The sequence below is a fragment of the Haloferax gibbonsii genome, from assembly GCF_001190965.1.
GTDB lineage: Archaea > Halobacteriota > Halobacteria > Halobacteriales > Haloferacaceae > Haloferax > Haloferax gibbonsii.
Genome location: NZ_CP011947.1, coordinates 348,822 through 371,987 on the forward strand (window position 1 = coordinate 348,822; position 23,166 = coordinate 371,987).

Sequence of the window (23,166 nt, forward strand, 5' to 3'; positions counted from 1 at the left end):
GGCCGAAGCTATTACCAGATGCGATACCCTTTATGCCACGTGATGGACCAGCAGGACCCAGTCGAGCAGGCGTCCGACGGCTCGGACGACCTCTACGACATCGCCACGTGGGAGGAACGAACCTCGGTTGACGGGCTCGCGGTCGCGCTCTACCGGGTGCTGGTCGCGTCGACCCGCGCGGTGGTCGTCCTCGCCGCGTTGCTCATCCTCGTCGGTATCGGCGGCCTCTCGGCGCTCACCGACCCGCAGGTCGGCGCGCTCACCCTGCTTTCGGCGCTTCCGGCGCTCGCGCTCGCGGGCTACGTCTACTACTCCGACGTGACCCAAAACGAGCCGCTGTCGATGCTCGTGGTGACGTTCCTCCTCGGCGTCCTCACGGCCACGTTCGCCGCGATTCTCAACTCGCTTCTGAGCAACGTCGGTCAGACTATCGCGGCCGAGTTCCAGCTGTCTATCGGCTTCCTCGGCAGTATCGTGTTCTACTTCCTCGTGGTCGGTCCGGTCGAAGAGACCGTCAAGCTCCTCGCGGTCAGGCTGTACGCCTACTCCCACGACAGTTTCAACGCCGTCATCGACGGCGCGGTCTACGGCGCGATGGCCGGTCTCGGCTTCGCCACCATCGAAAACGCCCTGTACATCACTCGGAACCTCACCTCGTCGGGACTCGACGTCGGGTCCGGCGGCGTCGGCATCATCGCCGCCGGCGGGACGATTACCGCGGTCCGAGCGCTCGCCGGTCCGGGCCACGTCATCTACTCGGCCATCGCCGGCTACTACCTCGGCCTCGCCAAGTTCAACAAGGAGAACGCCGGGCCCATCGTCATCAAGGGCCTCATCCTCGCGGCGCTCGTCCACGCGACGTACAACTCGACGGTCGGCCTCGGCTCGTCCGTCATCGCGGGGATAACCGGCATCGGCGGTCTCGCGGCCTTCCTCGTCTACGTCATCATCTACGACGGCATCTTCGGGCTCTACCTCATCGGGAAGCTCCGCAGCTACAGTCAGGCCTACCACAGCGCTCACGCGCCCGGGCCGAGCGCGGCGTCGTTCGCGTCGGAGCAGACGGAGTTCGAGGACTGAGCCGGCGACGGCGCGGGAACGTACGAAACGAAAGAACCGGTCGCCCTACTCGGCGACCAACCGCTCGGCGTAACCGTCGAGCATCGACTCGACGTACTTCGCCACCACGTCGACCTCGACGTGAATCGGGTCGCCGACCTCCTTTTCCGAGAGCGTCGTCAGGTCGTAGGTCGTCGGGATGATGGCCACGGCGAAGGAGCCCTCGCGGCGGTCGGCCACGGTGAGGCTGATGCCGTCGAGACACACCGAGCCCTTCTGGACGACGTACTTCGCCAGCGACTCTGGGAGGTCGAACTCGAAGAACCAGTCGTCGCCGACGCGCTCGACGTTCGCGACCGTCGTCGTGCCGTCGACGTGGCCCTGGACGATGTGGCCGTCGAAGCGGTCGTCGGCCGCGAGGGCGCGTTCGAGGTTGACGCGGTCGCCCTCGACCGCGTCGCCGAGGTAGGTCTTCTCGACGGTCTCCGCCGCGAGGAACACCTCGAACCAGTCGTCGCCGAACGCCTCGACGGTCAGACAGACGCCCGAGACCGCGATTGACTGGCCGTGGTGGAGGTCGTCGAACGCGAGGTCGGTGCGGATGCGGAGGCGGCGACCGCCGTCGGTGTCGGCCACGTCGACGATTTCGCCCGGCCCCTCCACGATTCCCGTGAACATACCCGCGGCTTCGGACGGGTGAAGTTAATGCCTATCGTTTCCGTTCTCTATCACGTTTCTGTGACACTCTCGCCCATACAATTTTACGCCCGTCGTCCGGAGAGTCGGTATGGACGTTCTGGCCCGACTGCGGAGCAGTTTCGTCACCGGTCTCATTCTCGTCACCCCGCTGGCCGTGACCGTGTTCGTCCTCCAGTTCGCGTTCAATCGAATCACTGCCGCGCTCCGTCCGGTCGTCCGTCAGGTGTCGCCATTCCTCGCCGAGGTGCTCAACTACTCCGGCGACATCGTCTTCATCTCGCAGGTGCTGTCGGCGCTCATCATCGCGGTGGCCGTCTCGCTTCTCGGCTACCTCGCGTCGATGAGCCTCGGCCAGCGGCTCTTCGGGAGCTTCGAGCGCGGCGTTCGGCTCCTCCCGCTCGTCCGCACCATCTACTTCGGCGTCCGGCAGGTCTCCGAATCGCTCACGGAACCGACCGCCGGCTACGACCGCGTGGTGTTGGTCGAGTACCCGCGCGAGGGGCTGTTCTCCATCGGCTTCGTCACCAACGAGGCTCCCCCGTCGGTCTCGGCGGTGTCCGACGACGAACTCTTCACCGTGTTCGTCCCGCACAGCCCGAACCCGACCGCCGGGGCGCTCATCATGGTCTCGCCCGACGAGATTCGCGAACTCGACATGCCGGTCCGCCGGGGTCTCAGACTGCTCGTCACCACGGGCCTGAGCGTCGACGACCCCGAGACGCTCCCCTCGGGACCGGCGGCCTACGACCCGTCGAACGGCGACGGCGTCCGCGACGGTGTCCGGCCGGAGTCTGAGCAGCGACGGAACGCGGGCGAGACCCAAAAGCGAGCCGAGTGAGTCGCCGCGGCGGCCTCACAGTCCCCAGATGAGGACGATTCCGGCAGTCGTGACGACCGTGAGTAACAGTTGGAGCGGCGCGCCGACGCGGAGGTAGTCGGTAAAGCGGTAGCCGCCGGGACCGTACACCATCAGGTTCGTCTGGTAGCCGATAGGCGTCATGAACGCCGTGCTCCCGCCGAAGGTGACCGCGATGGCGAAGCCGAAGGGGTCGGCACCGAGGCCGAACGCGGTGTCGATGGCGACCGGCAACAGGAGGACGACGCTGGCGACCGGCGTGATGACGTTCGCCAACAGCCCCGTGAGCAGGTAGAACGCGGCGACCACGACGACGACGGGCAGGTAGGTCGCGGCGACGCCGACGAACTCCGAGAGCAGCGCGACGCCGCCGGTCAGTTGGAGCGCCCGACCGAGCGGGATGACGCCCGCGAGCAGGAAGATGACGTTCCAGCTCACCGCGTCGTAGGCGTCGCTCGCCGACAGACAGCCGAGCGAGACCATCGCGGCGACCCCGCCGAGCGCGGCGATGGCGATGGGGACGACGCCGAGGGCGGCCAGTCCGATGACCGCCGCGATGACGGCGAACGCGCGGAGCGCCGTGGGCGACAGCTCGCCGTTGTCCTCGATGAACTCGTCGGCGACCTCGCTCGTCACGACGAAATCGCCGCTGTCGCGGAGGTACCGCGCCGTCTCGTTCGTCGTCTGGAGGAGCAGCGAGTCGCCGACCTGGAGGTCCACGTCTCGGAAGTGCTCGCGGATGAGGTCGCCGCCGCGCCGCCGGACCGCGAGCACGGTCGCGTCGTACCGCTCGCGGAGTCGCGCCCCGCCGATGGTCTCGCCGACGAGTCCTGACTCGCGGGGGACGACGAGTTCGACGAGCGCCACGCGGTCGGGAAGGTCGAGTTCGGCGTCGGTGACCGACGCGCGCGGGAGGAACCGCAGGTCCGCGAGGTCGCAGAAGCGCCGAATCGTCGCCGGGTCGCCCCGGATGGTCAGGATGTCCCGCGACTCGACCTCGCGGTCGGAGTCGGCGGCGATGAAGTGCTCGCCGCCGCGGAGCACGTCGAGGATGTCGACGTTGAGGTCGCGGTAGGTGTCGTCGGAAACCTCGCCCGCCGGGATGCCGACGAGCGGCGACCGCGCGGGGACGAGCACGCGGGCGAGAAACGGCTCGACGCCGTAGTTGCCGGTTCGGTTCCCGGGCTCGATTCGCTCGGGCAGGAGCCGCGGCGCGACCGTCAGCAGGTAGCCCGCGCCGACGACGAACACCACCGCGCCGAGGGGGGTGAACGTGAACATCGAAAACGGCGGCAACCCGGTCGCCTCGGCGTAGGCCTCGCTGGCGACGAGGTTCGTCGCCGTCCCGACGAGCGTGAGCGTGCCGCCGAGCATCGAGGCGTAGGAAAGCGGGATGAGGAGCTTCGACGGCGAGACGTTCGCCTGGTCGGCGAGGTCCGAAACCATCGGGATGAACACCGCCACGACCGGCGTGTTGTTCACGACGCCCGCGATGGGGCCGGTGAGGCCGACGACCGCGCCGAGCAGTCGGTTCTCGCTTCCGTTCGTAAAGGACGCGACCGCGTCGCCGAGGACGCGAATCGCGCCGGTCTGTCGAATCCCCTCGCTGAGGGCGTACATCGAGAGGATGGTGATGGTCGCGGCGCTCGAAAACCCCGACAGCCCCGTCTGGAGGTCGACCCCGGTCCACGGTTCGAGCACGACGAGCGCGACGATGACGCCGATTGCCGTCACGTCCGGCGGGGCCGCCTCCGTCACGAAAAGCGCCATCGTGACGACGACGAGACCGAAGACGACGAGCATCCCGGACGTGATGGCGACCATGCGGGCAGTCGATTCGGAGGCGGCTTAATCCTACCCCGCGAGACTGTCGGCCGCGGCGACGGGTCGTTCGGTTCTCCACGAGCGAGAACGCCCCCGTTCATCGCCGGTCGCGACGCTTTTAGTCGCCCGCGGAGTACCCTCGGGCGATGCGACTCGGAATCTTGGAGATGGTCGGTCTCGCGGCGACTCTCATCTTCGCCATCCCCGTCGGCGGCTTCGGACTCACGCTCCTCGCCGACGGCCAGACCGTCTTCGGCGGCGCGATGCTCCTTCTCGCGGTGCTGATGGTCGCGCTCCCGAAGTTCCTCACCATGCCGCAGGACATCCCCTCGCTCGCGGCCGAGAAAGTCATCGGCGGCGTGGCGAAAGAGCCGGACGAAGAGGAGTAACTACCAGCGACTCGGGTCGAGACCGGTCGGCGCGTCGCCGAGCAGTCGCGGCCCGTCTTCGCCGACGACCAGCACGTCGGTCAGCTCGACTCGCCCGTGGTCCGGGTGCGTGACCGCGGACCGGACCCGAAGGACGTTGCCGGCGACGAGTTCTCTATCGCCGTCGAGCGGCGGGTCCTCGCGGGCCGCGAGGCCGATGCCGCCGCCCACGTCTCTCGTCACCTCGTCGGCCATCGAGAAGCCGAACGCGGCGGTCTCCGCGCGGAGTTCGCTCCCGAGGAAGCCGGCGTCGTCGCCGGGGTCGGCCTCGACCAGACTGACCTTTCTGGCGGCGTCGCAGGCGACGTGCGCCCGGCGCTCCCACCCGCCGTCGGGGTCGACGACGAACGTGCGGGCCAGCGCGCCGCGGTAGCCCGTCGGCCCGCGCGGGCCGACCGAGACGACTACCGGTTCGCCCGGCCGGAGTTCGACCGGTTCGTTCCCGTCGCCTCGGGTTCCCGCGCGGACCGTCGTCGCGCCCGCGGAACCGACGCCCTCGGCCGCGAGCGTCGCGTTCACCTGTCGGCGGAGTCGCTCGGTCGACAGCGGCGCGCCGTCCCAAGAGAGGACGGCTTCGCCGTCGTCGTCGCGGTCGTCACCCACGCGGCCGCCGTCGCGGTCGTCGGCCGCTTCGACCGTCGCCGCCGACAGTATCGCGGCCGCGCGACCGACGCCGCGGGTCGCCGCGCGCTGGGCGGCCTCGATGGCGTCGCGCTCGTCGTCGTCTTTCACCGCGCGGGCGTCTTCGACCGCCGCGGTCGACGCGAGGTCGTAGCCCGCCGATTCGAGGTGGAGCGCGGCGTCGTGCGGAATCGTCTGCGGCGCGAGGACGGTCCCTTCGGAAGCGGCGTGTTCCGCGAGGACGGCCGCGGCGGCCTTCCCCGGCGGTCTGTCGTCGACGCGGACCGAGGCGACCGGGAGGGACGGCGGTTCGACGGTCGAGGGCACTCGAAGATGCGTCTCGCCGGCGACGCGGACGAACACGAGGTCGGCGTCGAAGTCACGACCCGTGAGGTAGCGACTCGTCGGGTCGGGGCCGCGGGGGACGGCGACGAAGCCGACGGCGTCTCGCTCGTCGACGGCGGCGTCGATGGCGTCGCCGCCGCGAGGTCTCCCTCGCACGGGACGTTACGCCTCGGGCTCGGGCGCGGGCGGTTCCTGCGCGTCGTCGACGAGCTCCTGTGCGGGGTCCTCGCGAATCTCGTTGTGGAGGAGGACGCTGATGGGGAGCGTCGGCGCGCCGGTGACGAGGTTTTCGAGGACGATGAGGCGCTCTCTGGCGCGGGACATCCCGACGTAGAAGACGCGGCGCTCGTTGTCGGTGATGAGCGGGACGGGGCTCGTCGTCGCGGTGAACTCCTCGATGCCGCGGGCTTCGAGCTCCTCGTCGGAGACGGAGGCGGCCATCTGCTCGACGACCTTCTCGGTCAGGTCGGTCGCCATGAACACGTGGTCGGCCTCGCGACCCTTCGCGGAGTGGATGGTGCCGACGCGGACGCGGCTGGGGTCCATCCCCTCGTAGTCGCCGCCGAAGTACGCGTTGACGGACTTGCGCTGGAAGCTCGTCACCTTGCGCACCATGTCGCTTGCGGACGCGCTGTCGGGGGCGAAGGGCGCGAAGTTCTTGATCTCCTTCGGCGTGAACTCGATGTTCGTGATGTCGTCGACGCCGGCTTCCTCCTGTCTGTCGTCGATGGCGTCGAAGAGGTCGTCGCGGTCGTTCGTGCCGAACGCGGAGTCCTGAAGCATGTCGGCGAGCCGGCGGGCCTCCAGCCCGTCGACGGGCGCTTCGGCCTCCAGCGCCTCGACCGCGCGGACGTACTGCGTGAGCCGGTCGGTCCACATGCGCTGGTCGGTCAGCGTCGAGAAGGGGATGCCCGACGGCAGGAACTCATCGATGAACTGGAACATCTGGTAGCGCGCGCGGAACAGCACCATCACGGTGCCCTCGTCTTTCTCGACGGTGTAGCGGACGTTCCGGGCGAGTTCGAGCATCGACGGGCTCTCGACGGCCTCGACCGCGCCGCCTTCCTTGCGGGGCTTGAGGTCCTTCTCCTGTCGCTTGTCGATGTGGCGAATCTCCCGGTTGACGACGTTGAGGACGTTCGACGGGAGTCGGTAGGAGTTCGGGAGAATCTCGTCGTTGTCGCGTTCGGCGTCGAGGAGGAGGTTCGGGTCCGCGCCCTGCCACGCGTAGACGACCTGGTCGTCGTCGCCGGCGATGAGGACGCCTCGCATGTGGGGCTTCCACTCCTCGTACACGTCGTACTGGAGGGTCGTGATGTCCTGGAACTCGTCGATGACGAGGTAGTCGACGTTGGGGACGAGCGCGCGCTGCTTGACGCGTTCGAGCATATCAGCGAATCCGACCAACCCGTGTTCGCCCTTGTAGGCGCGCCACGCGCGGATGGCCTCGGGGATGTCGATGCGGTCGTCGTCGGAGGGCCACGTCGGCGTGTACTTGTTTCCTTCTTGCGCGTTCGGGTCGACCTCAGGCGGGAGGCGGACCTCCTCGACGTTCCACTGGAACGGCACGTCGTACCAGTCGGAGACGTCGCGGCGGGTGCGCTGGAGCCACTGGCTCGTGGCGATGACCTTGTTCCCGATGGTGGTCGAGCGGGCGGTCCGACGGCCCGCGCCGCCGTACTCGTCTTCGAACTCGATGCCGTAGTCCTCGCAGAACTCCTGTTTGTCGTTCTCGCCGACCACGTCGTTCCGCGAGAGGCTCAGCAGTTCGTACGCCTTCGCGTGCATCGTCGAGACGTTCCCCTTCAGCGACCGCGGGTTGATGTCGAGACGCTCCGCGAGCCGGTCGCGGACCTCGGCCGCCGCGGCTCGAGTGTAAGAGACAACGAGAATGTCGCGGATGGTGACGCCGTCTTGTTCGAGAATCTCCTCGACCTTGTCGAGCAAGGCCGTGGTCTTCCCGCTTCCCGGGCCGCCGAACAGCCGGGTGACGGTCACGTCGGATTCGCTCATTGTGCACGTTCACGGCCTTATCGGTGATAAGCGACGTGCTTCGGACGAGGGCGAACGCGCCCGGAGTAGTGTAACTCGCCGGGCGTTCGCGGACGGCTCACCGAACGGGTGAGAAACCGTCGAGAACAGGTGCTTGTGGCTTGGTCAGTTCGGACGCGTCAGGCCTCCGGCACCCACCCGCAGACGGAGCAGGTCGCCGCGCCCATGTCGTGCAGGGCCCCGCAGTCGGGACACTGCAGCTTGTTATAGGATCGGTCCCAGCGTACCGGTTCTGTCTCGTGACCGCGGTCGGTCAAGAACTGGTCGAACAAGTCGTCACTGGGTGCTGAGGCCATACGTGGTATGATATGGCATACCCCTATTTAGTTCCTGCGACGACTCCGAAGCGTCGAAAATCGGGGGACTGCGGCGGACTGTCAGTCTCGCCTACAGGTCGTACAGCGACCCGTACTTCGACTCGACGTAGCCGAGGAAGTCGTCGGCGGCGAAGTCCTCGCCGGTGGCCCGCTTCACGAGGTCGTTGGTCTCGTAGCGCCGGCCGTGCTGGTGGACGTTCTCGCGGAGCCACTCGCGGAGGTCGCCGAACTCGCCGTCGGCCAGTTTCCCGTCGAGGTCGTCGATGTCCTCCTCGGCGGCCGAAAACAGTTGGGCGGCCATGATGGAGCCGAGCGAGTACGTCGGGAAGTAGCCGAAGTTCCCGTACGCCCAGTGGATGTCCTGTAGGCAGCCCTCGGAGTCGGTGTCCGGGCGGATGCCGAGGTACTCCTCGTACTTGTCGTTCCACGCCTCCGGCACGTCCTCGACGGCGAGGTCGCCGGCGATGAGTTCGCGTTCGAGTTCGAACCGGATGACGATGTGCAGGTGGTAGGTCAGCTCGTCCGCCTCGACGCGGATGAGGTTGTCGTCGTACACCTGATTGGCGGCCTCGTAGGCCTCCTCGACCGTCGCGTCGACCTCGGGGAACCGGTCTTCGAGCGTGGGCAGGAAGTGCCGCCAGAAGGCCCGCGAGCGCCCGACGTGGTTCTCCCAGAGCCGCGACTGCGACTCGTGGACCGAGAGGTTGCGGTTCTCGCCGAGCGGCGTCGCGTAGTGCTCGTCGGGCAGGCCGAGCGTGTACAGCGCGTGGCCGAACTCGTGGACGGTCGAGAACAGCGACCCGAGCACGTCGGACTCGTCGTAGCGGGTCGTCACGCGGGCGTCGAACTGCGTCCCCGACGAGAACGGGTGCGGGGCGGTGTCGAGGCGGCCGCGTTCCCACGGGTAGCCGAGCGTCGAGAGCGCGTCGCGGACGAGCGCCTCCTGGTCGTCCTCGGGGAACTCGCCCTCGAAGGCGTCCACCGCGAGGTCGACGTCGGACTCGCGGATGTCATCTATCATCGGGACGAGCACCTCGCGCACCTCGGCGAGAATCTCCTCGGCCTGTTCGAGGGGGAGACACGGCTCGTAGTCCTCGAACAGCACCTCGTAGGGGTCGCGGTCGGGGTCGATGTGCTCGGCGTACTGCCGCTTCAGTTCGACGTGCTTCTCCAGATGCGGCGCGAACGTCTCGAAGTCGTCTTCGGCCTTCGCCTGCTTCCACGCCGGGATGGCCTCCGACGACGCCGCGGAAATCTTCTCGACGAGGTCGTTCGGCACGCGGGCCGCCCGCTCGTAGTCGCGGCGGAGTTCGCGCAGCACGTCGGCCTGCTCGTCGGTCGGGTCGTCGGCCTCGGCCGCGTCGAGCAGGTCGCCGAACTCGTCGTCGGTCAGGAGTTCGTGGCTCAGCGCCGACAGCGCCGACATCTGCTGGGAGCGCGCAGGCGTCCCCTCGTCGGGCATCATGACCTGCTGGTCCCACGAGAGGATGCCGCCGGCGTTCTCGACGTTGGCGATTCGCTTGTACTTCTGGAGAAGTTGTTCGTACGCCGACTCCGAGTCGGACTCTGCGGAGGATTGCGCCATGGTACGAATGGTGGTCTCGGAGGCGTATTAAATCGCAGGAGCCGGTTATCCGTGGTGGGCTTTTGATACGCGGTTGTCGCTTGTCGCTCCGTCCTCGGGGATACCGCAATCGCCCCCGCCGTAACGGCCGCGGTCGATACCACCGCGAAAGCCCCCGCGAGCGACGACTCCCGCGGCGACGCGCGCTCCTCGGCCTCCGGCCTGCAGTGCTCACGCCGCCGGGGTTCGCCCTCGCTCGCGGCCCCTTTCAGTCCCGCCCGGTGGTTTGTCGGGAGTCGTCGCGAGTGGTGTGTTTAGGTATCGTCGCGGGTGGGGTGTTCAGGCGTCGTCGCCGGCGGATTTGACCGCTCTCACCAGTCTTCAACGAGGTCACGGTATGTCTCGTAACACCGCGCCAGCACGTCGAGCGACACGCTCTCGTCTTTCGTGTGCGCCTCGCCGGGTTCCGAGGGGCCGTAGACGACGCAGGTCGTCCCGGCCTGCGCCAGCCACCCGGCGTCGGTCGCGTGGGGCTTCGTCGTCTGCTCCGGCTCTGCGTCGCCGCGGGCCTCGTGGACCGACCGGGCGGCGTCGAGGACGCGCTCGGCGAAGTCGGCGTCGTCGCACGCCATCGGCGGGAGGTCCTGTTCGACGACCCACTCGACGCCCTCGATTGCCTCCGTCCGCGCGAGGTCGGCGAAGCCGCCGGGGACGGTCCGCTCGTCGATGGTCACCTCGCAGCGGTCCGGGATGACGTTCCACGCGCTCCCGCCGTCGATTTCGGTAACGGCGATGCTCCCCGAGACGGGGTGGCCGAGGACCTCGGCGTCCGGCACCGAGAGGTCGCGGACCACGTCCACGGCGTCGGTCGCGCGGTAGACGGCGTTCTCGCCGCGCTCGGGTTCGCTGGCGTGGCAGGCGGTCCCCGACGCGACGAGGGTGCTCGCCCGGCGGCCGCGGTGGGCGACGACCACGTCGGTCCGGTCGGGGCCGGTGTAGTTCGTCGACCCCTCGGCGACGACGGCGTAGTCGAGTTCGAAGCCGTCGTCGAGGGCGGCGCGGACGCCTTCCCCGCCGATTTCCTCGCCGACGAACGAGGCGAAGACGACCTCTGAATCGGCCTCGGCGGCGGCGTCGCGGAAGGCGAGCATCGAGGCCGCGACGGCCCCTTTCATGTCCGCCGAGCCGCGGCCGTAGAGTCGGCCGTCGCGGGTCTCGACCACGTAGTCGCCGTCGTCTGCCGTCTGTCGGTCGGCCGGCGGGACCACGTCGTGGTGGCCGACGAGCGCGAGCGACTCGCCGACGCCGGGGTTGACGCGGGCGACGACGTTCCCCGCGTCGTCTCTGGTCACGTCGGCGTCGGTCTCCTCGCGGAGCCACGATTCGATGCGGTCGCCGACGGCGGTCTCGTCCTCGTGACTCGGCACCGACACGAGGGCCGCCGTGAGGTCGCGGAGTTCGTCCATGCCGGCCCCTCGGGGGGTCGCTTCAAAAGCGTGTGGCGTCCGGCAGTTCGCGCGCGGCCCGCCGCGCCGGAGGACGACTGCTGTCGCGCCGCTCGGCACCCCCGCGTTATCAAAATACGAGAATGCACGGGCCGGCTTATTGTGCGTTCCCCGCACGTCCGAGTATGCGACTCGTCTCGACGTACGAACGGTTGCTCTGGGGAAGCATGGACGCGCTCGGAATCTCGGATTCGGTCGAGAGAAAGGTCGTCGCAGCCGTCGCCATCCAGTTCGCGGTCTCGCTCGCACAGGCCGCGCTCCCGTGGGTCGCGACCGGCGCGCTCCGACTCGAACTCTCGGCGCTCTTCCTGTTCGGTGCCGGCCTCGCGTTCGTCAACACGATTATCATCACGCGAAAAGACATCGTCTCGCCCATCGAGTCCATCTCGTCGGCGGCCGCGGGCGTCGCGGCGGGCGACCTCTCGGCCCGGCCCCCGAGCGTGCCCGGGAACGACGAGGTGGCCCGCCTTGCCGACGACTTCGGCGCGATGCACGACCACCTCTGTATCGTCGCCTCGCAGGCGGGCGCGCTCGCCGACCAGCGGTTCGACGACCCGGCGCTCGACGAGGACCTGCCGGGCGAGTTCGGCGACGCGCTCGACCGGATGCAGCGCGACCTCGCCGACTACACGCGCAACCTCCAGCACCTCGTGGAAGCGTTCGCCGAGGCGACCTCGCGGGCGCAGGCGGGCGACCTCACCGCCACCATCGACACCGACGACTGGGGTGTCGACGACGAGCGATACGAGGAGGTCGCGGCGACCTACAACGACCTCGTCCGCACCCTCTCGTCGACCATCGGCGAGGTGCAGTCGTTCGCGCAGGCGGTGTCGGAGATGAGTTCGACCGCCCGCGAGCACGTCCGCCGGGCCGACGCCGCCAGCGAGGAAGTCGCCGCCTCGGTCACCGAAATCTCCGACGGCGCGGGGGCGCAGACCGAGCACCTCCAGACCGTCTCCGACGAACTCAACACGCTCTCGGCGACCGTCGAGGAGATAGCCGCCTCCGCGGACGAGGTCGCCACCACCGCCGAGACCGCCTCCGAGCGCGGCGAGGTCGGCCGGGACGCGGCGACCGAGGCGATGCGGGAGTTGGACACCGTGGAGGCCCGAATCGACCGCACCGCCGACGCGGTCGCCGAACTCACCGAGAGCATCGAGGAGATAGACGAAATCGCGGCGTTCATCGACCACGTCGGCTCTCAGACCGACCTGCTCGCCATCAACGCGGCCATCGAGGCCGCCCACGCGGGCGAGGCCGGCGACGGCTTCGGCGTCGTCGCCCAGGAGGTCAAGTCGCTCGCCGAGGAGACCCGCGACTCGGCCGACGAGGTGTCCGGCCTCATCGCCGACATCACCGACCACTCCGAGGAGACGCTCGCCGACGTGCGGGAGATGAACCGGCAGGTCGCCGACAGTTTGGAGACCGTCACCGAGGCCATCGGCGAGTTCGAGAGCATCGTGGACATGGTGACGGACATCGACGCCAGCGTGGCCGAGGTGAGCGCCGCGACCGACCAGCAGGCAACGTCGGCGGCGGACATCGCCGCCCGCGTCGACGACGTGGCCAACATCTCCGAGGAGACCGCCGGCCAGTCGCGGACCGTCGTCGAGACGGCACGGGAGCAGTCCGCGTCCATCGGCGACCTCGCGGACCAGACCGAGGTGCTGTCGTCGCGGGCGGCCGACCTCGACGGCCTCGTCGGGTCGTTCGAAGTCATCGGCGGGAGGCGAGCGGTCGCGCCCGGCGACGACTGAATCGAAGTCGAGAGCCGCGGTACCACCCGCCGCCCCGTCGGCGGTGTCACCGCTTTTATCTACAACCTTATCCGTCACCCGCCCAAACCCACGCGCATGAAGATAGTGCCGGACACGAGCGCGGTCATCGACGGTCGCGTGTCCGAGCGAGTCGACGACGGCACCTACGAGGGTGCCGACGTACTCGTCCCCGAGGCGGTCGTCAGCGAACTCGAATCGCAGGCCAACGACGGCCGTGACACGGGCTGGGAGGGCCTTTCGGAGCTCCAGCGTCTCGCGGAATTCGCCGACGACGGCGTCATCGACCTCAAGTACGTCGGTCGCCGCCCGAGCTCCGGCGAGACGAAGGGTGCCGGCGAGGGCGACATCGACGCGCTCATCCGCGACATCGCCACCGAGCGGTCGGCGACGCTCCTGACGAGCGACGTGGTGCAGGCCGAAGTGGCGAAGGCGAAGGGCGTCTCGGTCGAGTACGTCGAGGCCGCGGTCCGCGGCTCCGGCGGGCTCATCATCGAGCGCTTCTTCGACGACCAGACCATGTCGGTCCACCTCAAGACCGACACCCGCCCGAAGGCCAAACGCGGCGCGGTCGGCGAGATGCACTACCAGCCAATCGCCGACGAGCCGACCGACGAGGCGACGATGAAGGAGTGGGCCGACGACATCATCAACTCCGCCCGCGCCGCCACCGACGGCTTCGTCGAACTCTCCGAGCCGGGCATGGACATCGTCCAGTTCCGCGACTACCGCATCGCGGTCGCCCGCCCGCCGTTCGCCGACGGCATCGAAATCACCGCCGTCCGGCCCATCGTCAAGACCGAGCTCGACGACTACGAGTTCGCCGACGAACTCCGCGACCGACTCGCCGAGCGCCAGCGCGGCGTCCTCATCGCCGGGTCGCCCGGTGCCGGGAAGTCCACGTTCGCGCAGGCGGTCGCCGAGTTCCTCAACGACAGCGACTACGCGGTCAAGACGATGGAAAAGCCCCGCGACCTGCAGGTCGGCCCCGACATCACCCAGTACACCGCCCTCGGCGGCGACATGGCGAAGACGGCCGACTCCCTGCTCCTCGTGCGCCCGGACTACACCATCTACGACGAGGTCAGAAAGACCGAGGACTTCTCGGTGTTCTCCGACATGCGCCTCGCGGGCGTCGGCATGGTCGGCGTCGTCCACGCCACCCGCGCCATCGACGCGCTCCAGCGCCTCGTCGGCCGGGTCGAACTCGGCATGATTCCGCAGGTCGTCGACACCGTCGTCTACATCGAGGACGGCGAGGTCCACACGGTGTACGACGTGAGCACCGAGGTCAAGGTGCCCGAGGGCCTCTTCGCGGAGGACCTCGCCCGCCCGGTCATCCAGATTCGGGACTTCGAGACCGGCACGCCGGAGTACGAGATTTACACGTTCAACCGGCAGGTCGTCACCGTCCCGCTCGGCGAGGGCGGAGAAGAGAAAGAAAGCGGCGTCTCCCGGCTGGCGAAACAGGAGATCGAACGCGAGATTCGCTCCATCGCCCGCGGCCACGTCGACGTCGACCTGAAGGGACAGAACCGCGCGGTCGTCTACGTCGAGGAAGACGACATCTCCTACGTCATCGGGAAGGGAGGCGGCCGCATCTCGGACGTCGAAGACCGCCTCGGCATCGACATCGACGTGCGGACCCACGACGAAAAGCCCTCGTCGTCGGGCCAGCACGCGGGCGCGAACGCCGGGGGTCAGTCCGGCGCGTCCGGTTCCGGCGGCGGGGCCGGCGGGGCCGGCGAGGGCGTCGTCGTGACGCCCGAGGTCACCTCGCGGCACGTCATCGTCCGGATGGACGGCCACGTCGGCGAGACCGTCGAGGTCCGCGCGGACGACGAATACCTGTTCACGGCGACGGTCGGCCGCGGCGGGGACATTCAGGTCTCGCGCGGCAGCGCCATCGCCGAAGAACTGGAGAACGCTATCGATAGAAAACAGCAGATTACGGTCGTTCCGGCCTAGGAGAACGGCCGAATCGTCGTTTTCGTCGTCTGTCGGTCGTTTTCGACCGGGGCGACGCGTCGCAACTGGTCTCTTCCGACACCGACTGCGAAGCGTGCGGTGGTTCCGCGGCGGTTCTAGTTACTCGGCGCAGCAGGCCTTTTCCTTGCCGCCGTCGGCTTTGGCCTGCGCCTGCTGCGGCGCGAGATCGGTCAACTGATAGAGGTTCTGTCGGGCGTCGGCGAAGTAGACGTCCTCGTCGACGATACCGATTCCCTCGAGTCGTTCGAGCGCGTAGCGAACGGTTCGCGCCGAGAGCATCGACTCTTCGACGATGCCTTTCTGGGTGAGCGGACCGTTGTATTCGAGCACTTTGAAAACGAGCTTCGCACTCGGTGGGAGGTCGTCGAGACTCTCCTCTTCTGTTCCAGCCATCGTTACGAATCGAAACGCGCTACCAGCATAAACCTTGTTGGCCCGCGACCGGCCGACAACGCTTTATCCGCGCGGCGGCGGCAGGAACGAACGCCTTTTGACGCCGGATATCGCAGAGGAACACATGGCCACGGAAACGCAGACCGGTCTCTCCAGTCATATTCGAGGAGTGACGGTCACGACACTCTCCTGCCTCGCCGGCATCGCCGCCGCGGTGCTCTCCGGGGCTGTGGTGGGGACGAGTCCCGAGGCCGCGACCAATCAGTTGGCCGTGGGTATCCTCGGGGCGTTCGTCCTCGTCCAGTTCCCGGTGCTTCGCGTCGTCGGCGTCGACGTCAACGGGTTCGGCGCGAAGGACTACCTCTACGTGGTGTTCATGACCTTCGCGCTCTGGTTCATCACGTTCGCCATCCTCCTGACTTCGGGTGTTCAGATCTAACGATGGCCGACGATAGTATCGCCGTCGTCGACTTAGACCGGTGTTCCCCCGACCGCTGTAGCTACGAGTGCTCGAACTTCTGTCCGCCGAACCGGACGGGCAAAGAGTGCATCACGCTCCGCGGCGAGGACGCCGAGCAGGGCGGTCCCGACCAGGTGCGCATCTCCGAGGAAATCTGCCTCGGCGAGACCTGCGGCATCTGCGTCGAGAAGTGCCCCTTCGATGCAATCGAAATCATCAACCTCCCCTCGGAGCTCGACGAGGAGCCGACCCACCGCTACGGCGAGAACGCTTTCTCGCTGTACGGCCTTCCGGTCCCCGAGTCCGGCTCGGTCACGGGTATCCTCGGACCGAACGGCATCGGGAAGACCACGGCCGTCCGCGCCCTCGCAGGCGAGATGGTCCCCAACCTCGGCAACTACGACGACGAGCCGACGTGGGAGGCCGTCCTCGACCGCTTCCGCGGGACCGAACTCCAGAACTACGTCGAGCAGGTCCGCGACGGCGAGGTCTCCATCGCGCGCAAGCCGCAGTACGTCGACCAGATTCCCAAGCAGTTCGACGGCTCGGCCCGCGACCTCTTGGAGGCGACCGACGAGCGCGGCGCGCTCGACTCCTACATCGACCGCCTCGACATCGGCCCCGTCGTCGACAACGACATCGAGACGCTCTCCGGCGGCGAGCTTCAGCGGGTCGCCCTCGCGGCGACGCTCGCCCGCGACCGCGACTTCTACTTCCTCGACGAGATTTCGCCGTACCTCGACATCGGCCAGCGCGTCACCGCCGCGCGGCTCATCCGCGAACTCGCGGAGGAAGAAGACCGCGCGGTGCTCGTGGTCGAACACGACCTCGCCATCCTCGACCTGCTCGCCGACACGCTCCACGTCGCCTACGGTGAGCCCGGCGCGTACGGTGTCATCACCGACCCCAAGTCGGTCAGAAACGGCATCAACGAGTACCTGAAGGGGTATCTCTCGAACGAGAACATGCGCATCCGCCCGGAGGCAATCACCTTCGAGGAGCACGCGCCGCGCGAGACGACGAAGGCCGAACCCCTCGTCGAGTACCCCGAACTCGCCAAGTCCTACGGCGACGGCGAGTTCTCCCTCGACGTCGAGGCCGGCACCATCTACAACGGCGAAGTGCTCGGCATCGTCGGCCCCAACGGCATCGGGAAGTCCACGCTCGCACAGCTCTTTACGGGCGACCTGACGCCCGATATGGGCGAACTCGACTTCGCGCTCGACATCTCGTACAAGCCGCAGTACATCGAAATCGACCAGCCGATGCGGGTCGACGCGTTCCTCTCGTCTATCACCGACCAGTTCGGTTCGTCGTACTGGAACACCGAAATCGCGAACCCGCTCCAGCTCAACCGCATCATGGAGCGCAACCTCACCGACCTCTCCGGCGGCGAGCGCCAGCGCGTCGCCATCGCGGCGTGCCTCTCGCAGGACGCCGACCTCTACCTGCTCGACGAGCCGTCGGCCCACCTCGACGTGGAACAGCGCGTGCAGGCCACCTCGGCCATCCGCCGCTACGCCGAGAACCACGACGCGACGGTCATGGTCATCGACCACGACATCTACATGATGGACCTGCTCGCGGACCGCCTGATGGTGTTCGACGGCGAGCCGTCCATCGAGGGCCACGCCTCGAAGCCCCAGGAGATGCGCGACGGCATGAACGACTTCCTGTCGGACCTCGACATCACGTTCCGCCGCGACGAGCGCACCCAGCGCCCGCGCATCAACAAGCCCGACTCGCAACTCGACCGCGAGCAGAAGCGCGCCGGCGAGTACTACTACGCCGAATAGCGACTCGGTACCCGTTCGCTCGCGTTTCCACCCCTCCGTTCTTCGCTCCCTCACCCTCGGTTACGCCTCGCGCCGCGAGTGACTCCGATGTTACTACGGGCGTTTTCACGGTCACGCTCGAAGACGTGGGTATGACGAACGCTTCCCCCTCGGATGGCTCGCTCACGGACGACACCCACCTCGGCCGGGTCGCGCTTCGCGTCGGCTCGCTCGACCGCGTCGTCCCGTTCTACCGCGACGTGGTCGGTCTCGAAGCCGAGCGCGAGCGCGACGGTTCGCGGGCGGTCCTCTCGGCTGGCGAGACTCCCGTCGTCGTCCTCGACGAGGACCCCGACGCCCCGGAGCGCGGTCGCCGGGAGGCCGGGCTGTTCCACCTCGCGGTTCGCGTGCCCGACCGGGGCGCGCTCGGCGACGTGCTCTCCCGCGCCAGAACCCGCGCAACCGACGCCGGCGCGACCCTCTCCGGCGCGTCCGACCACCTCGTCAGCGAGGCGCTGTACTTCCGCGACCCGGAGGGAAACGGCGTCGAGGTCTACTACGACCGGCCCCGCGAGGAGTGGCCGTGGACCGACGACCGCCGGGTGTCGATGGACACGCTCGCGCTCGACCTCGGGTCGCTCGCCGACGACGCCGCCGGCGGGGACCGCGCGCCCGACGGCACCGACCTCGGCCACGTCCACCTCGAAGTCACGAACGTCCCCCGTTCGCGGGACTTCTACGTCGACGCGCTCGGCATGCGCGTCCGCGACGAGGGTTACCCCAGCGCGTCGTTCGTCGCCGCCGGCGAGTACCACCACCACGTCGGCCTGAACAGTTGGAACACCCGAAGCGCCCCCGCCGGCGAGGGCCGCGGCATCGAGTGGTTCGAAGTCGTCGTCCCCGACGCCGCGACGCTCGACGCGGTCCGGGAGTCGCTGGTCGACGGCGGCCACGAGTTCGACGAGGGCGGGTTCGGCGGGGACGAACCCGGCGACGGCGACGCGGCCGGCGCGGCCGGCGCGACCGACTCGCTCGTCATCTCCGACCCTGATGGAATCGAAATCCGCGTCGTTCACGGCCGCTGACGGGTCGATTCGGCCGAACGAATCGTTTTGTCGTTGGTCGCCCAACGGGCGGGTAATGATATCGAGTGATTCGAGCGAGCGCCGCCGCGGGCTCACCCTCCGAAGCCCGGCGTTCGACGACGGAAGCCCGATACCCCGCACCCACGGCTACGCGACCGAAAACGAGAGCCCGCCGCTCCGAATCGGCGGCGTTCCCCCCGGGACCGCCTCGCTCGCGCTCGTGATGGACGACCCCGACGCGGTGAAACCCGCGGGCAAGGTGTGGGACCACTGGCTGGTCTGGAACATCGACCCCGGCACCGACGCCATCGAGGCGGGCGAGACGCCGCCGGACGCGGTCGAGGGAACTAACAGCTACGGCGAGACGGGCTACGGCGGCCCGAACCCGCCGGACGGCGAGCACACCTATCGGTTCCTGTTGTACGCGCTCGACACCTCCCTCGACCTCGACGCCGGCGCGACGAAAGCCGACCTGAAACGCGCCATCGCGGGACACGTCACCGCCGAGACGCAACTGACCGGAAAATACGCGCCCTGAGGCTGCCGAAGCCGGAGTTTCGGGTCAGCGGCCGCCGTCTGACTCGACGACCGCGCCGGTCCTCGCCTCCGTCTCCGCCCCCGGACCTGCGCCAGCGCCCGCCCCCGCGCCGCGGTCCCCGTCTTCGCCCGCCCGGAGCGTCACGTCGTAGCCGAAGGCACGAATCACGTCGAGGTTCGTCCGCACGTGGTCCGTGACGGCGGGAATCCGCACGCAACCCCCGGCGAGCGCGACCCAGACGAGCAGTTGGTCGGCCATGTGGCGGTCAACCGGCGCGTCGCCGCCGAGCCAGTCGAGAAGCGAGTCGGCCGCCCGCGACCCGACCGTCTCGGCCGGCGTGCCGCGCTCGCCGTAGGCGTCGAAGCCGGCGACGAGCGACGCGGAACCGTCGCCTGCTCTCTCGTCTTCTCCGCCCCGAGCGACGACGACCACGGCCGAACCGGGCGAGTCGCTCTCGGCCGACGAGACCGACGACCGAATCGGGAGGTCGACGCCCGCCTCGGCGAGCGCGTCGCGGACGCCCTCGACCTGTCGCTCGGCCACCGCGGCGTCCGCGAGCGACTCGCTCGCGACCGAGTAGACCCGGAGTTCGTCGGGCTCCGCGCGGCGGGTCAGTTCGGTCGGTGTCGGCTCGGCCGGCGCGATGCGGAGCGAAAGCGTGCCGCCGCCGGCCGGGTAGAAGCCGCGACGAGGCACCGAGATGCCGAACTCGACGCCGAACGTCGAACACAGCGGGCGCTTCGCGTACCGGAGGTAGTCCGTCGGCGGCGACCACCGAACGTCGGTGCCGCCGGTGACGGTGAGGGAAAGCGGGTCGTCGAGAGCGACGGCCGCGGGGAGCAGCGTCTCGCAAACGAGCGTCGCGCTCCCGGCGGTGCCGACGGCCGCCTCAACCGGGTCGGCTCGGACCTCGCGGGGCGAAAAGCGGAGCGTCGACGACCCGACCTCGTCGCCGGCGACGTCGGCGTTCGAGACGGCGGCCGCGACCGAGACGCAGGCGACGTGCTGGGCCTTCAGCCCGGGCGTCGAGCGATTTCCGCGGACGTTCGCCATCTCGAACGGCTCGCCGGTCACGACCGAGAGCGCGAGGGCGGTCCTGAGGGGCTGTCCGCCGCCGTCGCGCCCGTCGAGTCGGCGCATTCAGCGGACGACGGTGACGGGGCAGGACGCCCGCTCGACCAGTTCCTTGGCGACGCTGCCGACCAGCCCCTCGTAGCGCTTCGAGAGGCCGCGGTGGCCGACGAAGATGCCGTCCGCGTCCGCCTCGTCGGCGTAGGTCGGAATCGCCTCCACGGGGTCGCCGTAGAGGAGTTCCGTGGTCGCTTCGACGCCCGCGTCGGCGGCGCGCTCGGCGGCCGCTTGCAGGACGCGTTCGGCGCGCGATTCCGCGTCTTCGAGGCTCTCGGCGACGATTCGGTCGCCGGTTCTGGCGACGCCCGCGACGGGTTCCTCGCCGCCTTCGACGAGGACCTGCGGTTCGACCGCGTGGACGATGGTGACCGTCGCACCCAGCGGTTCGAGCATCGTGAGCGCGTGGTCGAGCGCTCTGTCGGCGGCCGCAGAGCCGTCTACTGCAACGACGAAGTTCATGGTTGTACACACGTGCCGCGACGAGAAAAAGGGTGAGACGAGACGGGGCGAGCCGAGCCGAGACAAACCGAGCCCAGACGAACCGAGACCGGTTCCCGAGCGCTAGTGGACGAGCCGACTGCAGGTGCCGCAGAGGTTCTCTTCTTTCACGTCCACCTCGCGGACCGTCGGCGAGAAGGACATGACGCACTTGTTGTTGTCGCAGTGTTCGAGGCCGAGGGTGTGGCCGATCTCGTGGACGACCTCCTTTCGCACGCGGTCGGACAGCACCTCGTCGGCGGGTTTGTTCGTGATGCCGCCGTCGGTGGAGGTCTGGAGGCGGTACGTGGAGATGACGGAGCCGTTGCCGTTGAGGTACGCGAGGCCGAAGACGTAGTTTCGGCGGCGGTAGTAGAGGTCCTTTTCGGTGATGCCGATGTTCTTCTCGCCGCGACCGATGCGGCTCGCCAGCTCGATGAACTGCTCGGCCCGGTACTGGTTTCGGCTCCGGTCGAACGCGCCCTCGGGTATCGCCTGATTCGAGTGCACGGTCACGTCGCAGTCGTAGACGGAGCGGAGTCCGGCGGATGCCTCCCGCTTGACGGCCGCAGAAATATCCCCGATAGGCACGATATCGACGAGCATGCGAGGGATTAAGCGGGGACGCTTCATAAATATCCCGACGTGAAAAAATCGCTGCGCGACGCGCTCGTCGGACGGTTGTCGGGGTACGACCGCGCGGTCGAACTCGGGGTCGGTCGGGAGCCGTCGGTGGCGGCCGCCCTCGCCGACCGCGGGGTCGACGTGGTCGCCGTCGACGTGCACGAGTTCCCCGTCCCCGAGGACGTCTCGCTCGTCCGCGACGACGTGTTCGCCCGCGCTGACGCCTCCGACCTCGGCCCCTACGCCGACGCCGATGTCGTCTACGCCCTGAACGTCCCCGTCGAACTCCACGGACCCGCGGTCGAGGTCGCCCGCCGCGCCGACGCCGACTTCCTGTTCACCACGCTCGGCTACGACGAACCCTCGATTCCGGTCGCCCGCGAGACGCTTCCGGGCGACACGCTGTACGTCGCCGAGCACGGGCAGCGGGGCCAGCGCGCCCGGCGGGACTAGCCCGCTCGGGCCCAAGAGTAAGGCACTTGCCCGCTCGCCGCGCGCTTCCGGTATGCACGCGGACGCTGTCGTCCTCGATATCGACGGAGTGCTCGTCGACGTCGCCGACTCCTACCGGCGCGCCATCGTCGAATCCGTGGACCGACACTACGGCACGACCATCTCCCGCGACGAGGTCCAACTGTTCAAGGACGCCGGCGGCTTCAACAACGACTGGGAACTGACGTACGCGGCGGCGCTGTACGTCCTCGCCGCCCGCGAGACCGACCTGTCGGTCGCCGAGTTCACCGACGAAATCGAGGCCCGCGGCGGCGGCCTCGACGCCGCCGAGGCGACCGTCGAAGCCCTGTTTTCCGACCCGAGCGTCGTCTTCGACGAGTGGGACCCCGAGGCGCTCCGGGAGACGTTTCAGGCGCTCTATCTCGGAAGCGACCTTTACGGCGACCTCGAAGGCGGCGAGCCGCCGTTCGAGGCCGCCGGCTACATCCACGACGAACCCGTGCTCCTCCGCCCGGAGACGCTCGACGCGCTCGGCGACCGCGAACTCGGCGTCGTCACCGGCCGGCCCAGCGCCGAGGCCGACATCGCGCTCGTCCGCGTCGCCCTCGACGTGGCCGACGACCACCGGTTCACGATGGACGACTGGGAGGAGGGAAAGCCCCACCCGGCCGCGCTCGTGACGGTCGCGGAGCGCCTCGGAGCCGAGTCGGTCGTCTTCGTCGGCGACACCCTCGACGACGTGAAGACGGCGCTGAACGCCGACGCCGCGGACCCCGACCGCGTCTACTACGGCGTCGGCGTCCTCTCGGGCGGCCTGACCGGCGACGACGGCCGACGGAAGTTCTCCGAAATCGGCGCGGCCGCCGTCGTCGAGGACGTGAACGAGGTTCCGGACCTCCTCGACTGATGGCACCGACTCCGACTCTCGTTTCGCCGCCGGAGGGCCGCTGATGGGACACCTCCGCGCCTTCGTCGTCACGCTGCTCGCGCTCGACGCGCTCGTGGTCGTCGTCGGGACGTACCTCCTCCCGCCGGACCCGTTCACGCAGTTGTTCCTCGTCGGGCCGCTGTTGCTGTTGGCCCCGGTGGTCGCGTGGTGGCTCGTCTACCGCGACGGCTTCGAGCGGGTGCAGGCGCTCGTCGAATCCGACGACGACAGTCGATAGTTCCCCCCGGTCGCGGACACAGGCAGAACC

Annotated in this window: 23 protein-coding genes; 12 read left to right on the forward strand and 11 right to left on the reverse strand. The window is 68.7% G+C overall.

The features are described from left to right. Positions 1 to 42 precede the first annotated feature (42 nt). On the forward strand, positions 43 to 1,080 hold the full coding sequence (locus tag ABY42_RS01865; RefSeq protein ID WP_004973514.1) for a PrsW family intramembrane metalloprotease: 1,038 nt from the start codon (positions 43 to 45) through the stop codon (positions 1,078 to 1,080). A 45-nt stretch (positions 1,081 to 1,125) separates the two neighbouring features. Here ABY42_RS01865 and ABY42_RS01870 read toward each other — a convergent pair whose 3' ends face one another. Next, positions 1,126 to 1,737 (reverse strand): riboflavin synthase, encoded by a 612-nt coding sequence (locus ABY42_RS01870; RefSeq protein ID WP_004973513.1) that lies wholly within the window; start codon positions 1,735 to 1,737, stop codon positions 1,126 to 1,128. Between the two features lie 109 nt (positions 1,738 to 1,846). On the opposite strand from ABY42_RS01870, the gene ABY42_RS01875 reads away from it, so the two are divergent. After that, positions 1,847 to 2,596, forward strand: a complete 750-nt coding sequence (locus tag ABY42_RS01875; protein ID WP_050458564.1) for a DUF502 domain-containing protein — start codon at positions 1,847 to 1,849, stop codon at positions 2,594 to 2,596. 15 nt (positions 2,597 to 2,611) lie between these two features. Here the strand turns inward: ABY42_RS01875 and ABY42_RS01880 are convergent, their stop codons facing one another. Beyond that, the gene (locus ABY42_RS01880; protein WP_004973510.1) at positions 2,612 to 4,438 is read right to left on the reverse strand and encodes an SLC13 family permease; all 1,827 of its coding nucleotides are present in this window, start codon (positions 4,436 to 4,438) and stop codon (positions 2,612 to 2,614) included. Positions 4,439 to 4,584: 146 nt separating this feature from the next. Between ABY42_RS01880 and ABY42_RS01885 the strand changes: the two genes are divergently transcribed. Continuing rightward, positions 4,585 to 4,827 (forward strand): DUF7533 family protein, encoded by a 243-nt coding sequence (locus tag ABY42_RS01885; RefSeq protein ID WP_004973507.1) that lies wholly within the window; start codon positions 4,585 to 4,587, stop codon positions 4,825 to 4,827. On the opposite strand, the gene ABY42_RS01890 is transcribed toward ABY42_RS01885, so the two are convergent. From ABY42_RS01890 to ABY42_RS01905, 5 genes are all read right to left on the reverse strand, one after another. Beyond that, positions 4,828 to 5,988, reverse strand: coding sequence for a M24 family metallopeptidase (locus tag ABY42_RS01890; RefSeq protein ID WP_050458566.1), 1,161 nt, complete (start codon positions 5,986 to 5,988; stop codon positions 4,828 to 4,830). It abuts the gene before it with no gap. 6 nt (positions 5,989 to 5,994) lie between these two features. After that, entirely contained in the window at positions 5,995 to 7,845 is a 1,851-nt protein-coding gene (locus ABY42_RS01895; RefSeq protein WP_050458567.1) for a UvrD-helicase domain-containing protein, read from the reverse strand. 158 nt (positions 7,846 to 8,003) lie between these two features. Next, complete coding sequence (locus tag ABY42_RS20105) at positions 8,004 to 8,180, reverse strand: HVO_0416 family zinc finger protein (protein WP_004973500.1); 177 nt, start codon at positions 8,178 to 8,180, stop codon at positions 8,004 to 8,006. 91 nt (positions 8,181 to 8,271) lie between these two features. Continuing rightward, the gene (locus ABY42_RS01900; protein WP_050458568.1) at positions 8,272 to 9,786 is read right to left on the reverse strand and encodes a carboxypeptidase M32; all 1,515 of its coding nucleotides are present in this window, start codon (positions 9,784 to 9,786) and stop codon (positions 8,272 to 8,274) included. A gap of 350 nt (positions 9,787 to 10,136) precedes the next feature. Then, positions 10,137 to 11,231, reverse strand: a complete 1,095-nt coding sequence (locus ABY42_RS01905) for a M20 family metallopeptidase (RefSeq protein ID WP_050458569.1) — start codon at positions 11,229 to 11,231, stop codon at positions 10,137 to 10,139. Between the two features lie 164 nt (positions 11,232 to 11,395). Here ABY42_RS01905 and ABY42_RS01910 point away from each other — a divergent pair, with 164 nt between their 5' ends. Next, positions 11,396 to 13,027: a methyl-accepting chemotaxis protein gene (locus ABY42_RS01910; protein ID WP_050458570.1), complete on the forward strand. Its 1,632-nt coding sequence runs from the start codon at positions 11,396 to 11,398 to the stop codon at positions 13,025 to 13,027. A 96-nt stretch (positions 13,028 to 13,123) separates the two neighbouring features. Further along, positions 13,124 to 15,013, forward strand: coding sequence for a PINc/VapC family ATPase (locus ABY42_RS01915; RefSeq protein ID WP_004973489.1), 1,890 nt, complete (start codon positions 13,124 to 13,126; stop codon positions 15,011 to 15,013). Positions 15,014 to 15,133: 120 nt separating this feature from the next. Here ABY42_RS01915 and ABY42_RS01920 read toward each other — a convergent pair whose 3' ends face one another. Next, positions 15,134 to 15,427, reverse strand: a complete 294-nt coding sequence (locus ABY42_RS01920) for a MarR family transcriptional regulator (RefSeq protein WP_004044502.1) — start codon at positions 15,425 to 15,427, stop codon at positions 15,134 to 15,136. A 124-nt stretch (positions 15,428 to 15,551) separates the two neighbouring features. Here ABY42_RS01920 and ABY42_RS01925 point away from each other — a divergent pair, with 124 nt between their 5' ends. The 4 genes from ABY42_RS01925 to ABY42_RS01940 all read left to right on the forward strand — a co-directional run bounded on the left by ABY42_RS01925 (position 15,552) and on the right by ABY42_RS01940 (position 19,285). Continuing rightward, positions 15,552 to 15,866, forward strand: a complete 315-nt coding sequence (locus tag ABY42_RS01925) for an EMC6-like membrane protein (protein ID WP_004973486.1) — start codon at positions 15,552 to 15,554, stop codon at positions 15,864 to 15,866. 2 nt (positions 15,867 to 15,868) lie between these two features. Continuing rightward, positions 15,869 to 17,683: a ribosome biogenesis/translation initiation ATPase RLI gene (locus tag ABY42_RS01930; RefSeq protein ID WP_050458571.1), complete on the forward strand. Its 1,815-nt coding sequence runs from the start codon at positions 15,869 to 15,871 to the stop codon at positions 17,681 to 17,683. 131 nt (positions 17,684 to 17,814) lie between these two features. Then, entirely contained in the window at positions 17,815 to 18,747 is a 933-nt protein-coding gene (locus ABY42_RS01935) for a VOC family protein (RefSeq protein WP_050458572.1), read from the forward strand. A gap of 55 nt (positions 18,748 to 18,802) precedes the next feature. Beyond that, entirely contained in the window at positions 18,803 to 19,285 is a 483-nt protein-coding gene (locus ABY42_RS01940) for a YbhB/YbcL family Raf kinase inhibitor-like protein (RefSeq protein WP_050458573.1), read from the forward strand. 24 nt (positions 19,286 to 19,309) lie between these two features. Here ABY42_RS01940 and rtcA read toward each other — a convergent pair whose 3' ends face one another. From rtcA to ABY42_RS01955, 3 genes are all read right to left on the reverse strand, one after another. Beyond that, on the reverse strand, positions 19,310 to 20,425 hold the full coding sequence (gene rtcA, locus ABY42_RS01945) for an RNA 3'-terminal phosphate cyclase (RefSeq protein ID WP_050458574.1): 1,116 nt from the start codon (positions 20,423 to 20,425) through the stop codon (positions 19,310 to 19,312). Then, positions 20,426 to 20,875 carry a universal stress protein gene (locus ABY42_RS01950; RefSeq protein WP_004973474.1) on the reverse strand — a complete coding sequence of 150 codons (450 nt, stop codon included), beginning with the start codon at positions 20,873 to 20,875 and terminating at the stop codon, positions 20,426 to 20,428. It lies immediately after the preceding gene. A 102-nt stretch (positions 20,876 to 20,977) separates the two neighbouring features. After that, a complete protein-coding gene (locus ABY42_RS01955) occupies positions 20,978 to 21,499 on the reverse strand; it encodes an archaemetzincin family Zn-dependent metalloprotease (RefSeq protein WP_004969113.1) in 522 nt (173 codons plus the stop codon). A 39-nt stretch (positions 21,500 to 21,538) separates the two neighbouring features. Here ABY42_RS01955 and ABY42_RS01960 point away from each other — a divergent pair, with 39 nt between their 5' ends. From ABY42_RS01960 to ABY42_RS01970, 3 genes are read left to right on the forward strand one after another with little or no spacing between them, the layout of a single operon-like run. Beyond that, entirely contained in the window at positions 21,539 to 21,970 is a 432-nt protein-coding gene (locus ABY42_RS01960; RefSeq protein WP_050458575.1) for a UPF0146 family protein, read from the forward strand. A gap of 52 nt (positions 21,971 to 22,022) precedes the next feature. Further along, entirely contained in the window at positions 22,023 to 22,877 is an 855-nt protein-coding gene (locus ABY42_RS01965) for a TIGR01548 family HAD-type hydrolase (protein ID WP_050458576.1), read from the forward strand. A 43-nt stretch (positions 22,878 to 22,920) separates the two neighbouring features. Continuing rightward, positions 22,921 to 23,136, forward strand: a complete 216-nt coding sequence (locus ABY42_RS01970; protein ID WP_004973468.1) for a DUF7534 family protein — start codon at positions 22,921 to 22,923, stop codon at positions 23,134 to 23,136. The last annotated feature ends 30 nt before the right edge of the window (positions 23,137 to 23,166 follow it).

What these genes read in the sequence shown, in the direction of transcription:
- ABY42_RS01865 (WP_004973514.1), top strand. Translation starts at nt 43, where the DNA reads ATGGACCAGCAGGACCCAGTCGAGCAGGCGTCCGACGGCTCGGACGAC.
- ABY42_RS01870 (WP_004973513.1), bottom strand. Translation starts at nt 1,737, where the DNA reads ATGTTCACGGGAATCGTGGAGGGGCCGGGCGAAATCGTCGACGTGGCC.
- ABY42_RS01875 (WP_050458564.1), top strand. Translation starts at nt 1,847, where the DNA reads ATGGACGTTCTGGCCCGACTGCGGAGCAGTTTCGTCACCGGTCTCATT.
- ABY42_RS01880 (WP_004973510.1), bottom strand. Translation starts at nt 4,438, where the DNA reads ATGGTCGCCATCACGTCCGGGATGCTCGTCGTCTTCGGTCTCGTCGTC.
- ABY42_RS01885 (WP_004973507.1), top strand. Translation starts at nt 4,585, where the DNA reads ATGCGACTCGGAATCTTGGAGATGGTCGGTCTCGCGGCGACTCTCATC.
- ABY42_RS01895 (WP_050458567.1), bottom strand. Translation starts at nt 7,845, where the DNA reads ATGAGCGAATCCGACGTGACCGTCACCCGGCTGTTCGGCGGCCCGGGA.
- ABY42_RS20105 (WP_004973500.1), bottom strand. Translation starts at nt 8,180, where the DNA reads ATGGCCTCAGCACCCAGTGACGACTTGTTCGACCAGTTCTTGACCGAC.
- ABY42_RS01900 (WP_050458568.1), bottom strand. Translation starts at nt 9,786, where the DNA reads ATGGCGCAATCCTCCGCAGAGTCCGACTCGGAGTCGGCGTACGAACAA.
- ABY42_RS01905 (WP_050458569.1), bottom strand. Translation starts at nt 11,231, where the DNA reads ATGGACGAACTCCGCGACCTCACGGCGGCCCTCGTGTCGGTGCCGAGT.
- ABY42_RS01910 (WP_050458570.1), top strand. Translation starts at nt 11,396, where the DNA reads ATGCGACTCGTCTCGACGTACGAACGGTTGCTCTGGGGAAGCATGGAC.
- ABY42_RS01915 (WP_004973489.1), top strand. Translation starts at nt 13,124, where the DNA reads ATGAAGATAGTGCCGGACACGAGCGCGGTCATCGACGGTCGCGTGTCC.
- ABY42_RS01920 (WP_004044502.1), bottom strand. Translation starts at nt 15,427, where the DNA reads ATGGCTGGAACAGAAGAGGAGAGTCTCGACGACCTCCCACCGAGTGCG.
- ABY42_RS01925 (WP_004973486.1), top strand. Translation starts at nt 15,552, where the DNA reads ATGGCCACGGAAACGCAGACCGGTCTCTCCAGTCATATTCGAGGAGTG.
- ABY42_RS01930 (WP_050458571.1), top strand. Translation starts at nt 15,869, where the DNA reads ATGGCCGACGATAGTATCGCCGTCGTCGACTTAGACCGGTGTTCCCCC.
- ABY42_RS01935 (WP_050458572.1), top strand. Translation starts at nt 17,815, where the DNA reads ATGACGAACGCTTCCCCCTCGGATGGCTCGCTCACGGACGACACCCAC.
- ABY42_RS01940 (WP_050458573.1), top strand. Translation starts at nt 18,803, where the DNA reads ATGATATCGAGTGATTCGAGCGAGCGCCGCCGCGGGCTCACCCTCCGA.
- rtcA (WP_050458574.1), bottom strand. Translation starts at nt 20,425, where the DNA reads ATGCGCCGACTCGACGGGCGCGACGGCGGCGGACAGCCCCTCAGGACC.
- ABY42_RS01950 (WP_004973474.1), bottom strand. Translation starts at nt 20,875, where the DNA reads ATGAACTTCGTCGTTGCAGTAGACGGCTCTGCGGCCGCCGACAGAGCG.
- ABY42_RS01955 (WP_004969113.1), bottom strand. Translation starts at nt 21,499, where the DNA reads ATGCTCGTCGATATCGTGCCTATCGGGGATATTTCTGCGGCCGTCAAG.
- ABY42_RS01965 (WP_050458576.1), top strand. Translation starts at nt 22,023, where the DNA reads ATGCACGCGGACGCTGTCGTCCTCGATATCGACGGAGTGCTCGTCGAC.
- ABY42_RS01970 (WP_004973468.1), top strand. Translation starts at nt 22,921, where the DNA reads ATGGGACACCTCCGCGCCTTCGTCGTCACGCTGCTCGCGCTCGACGCG.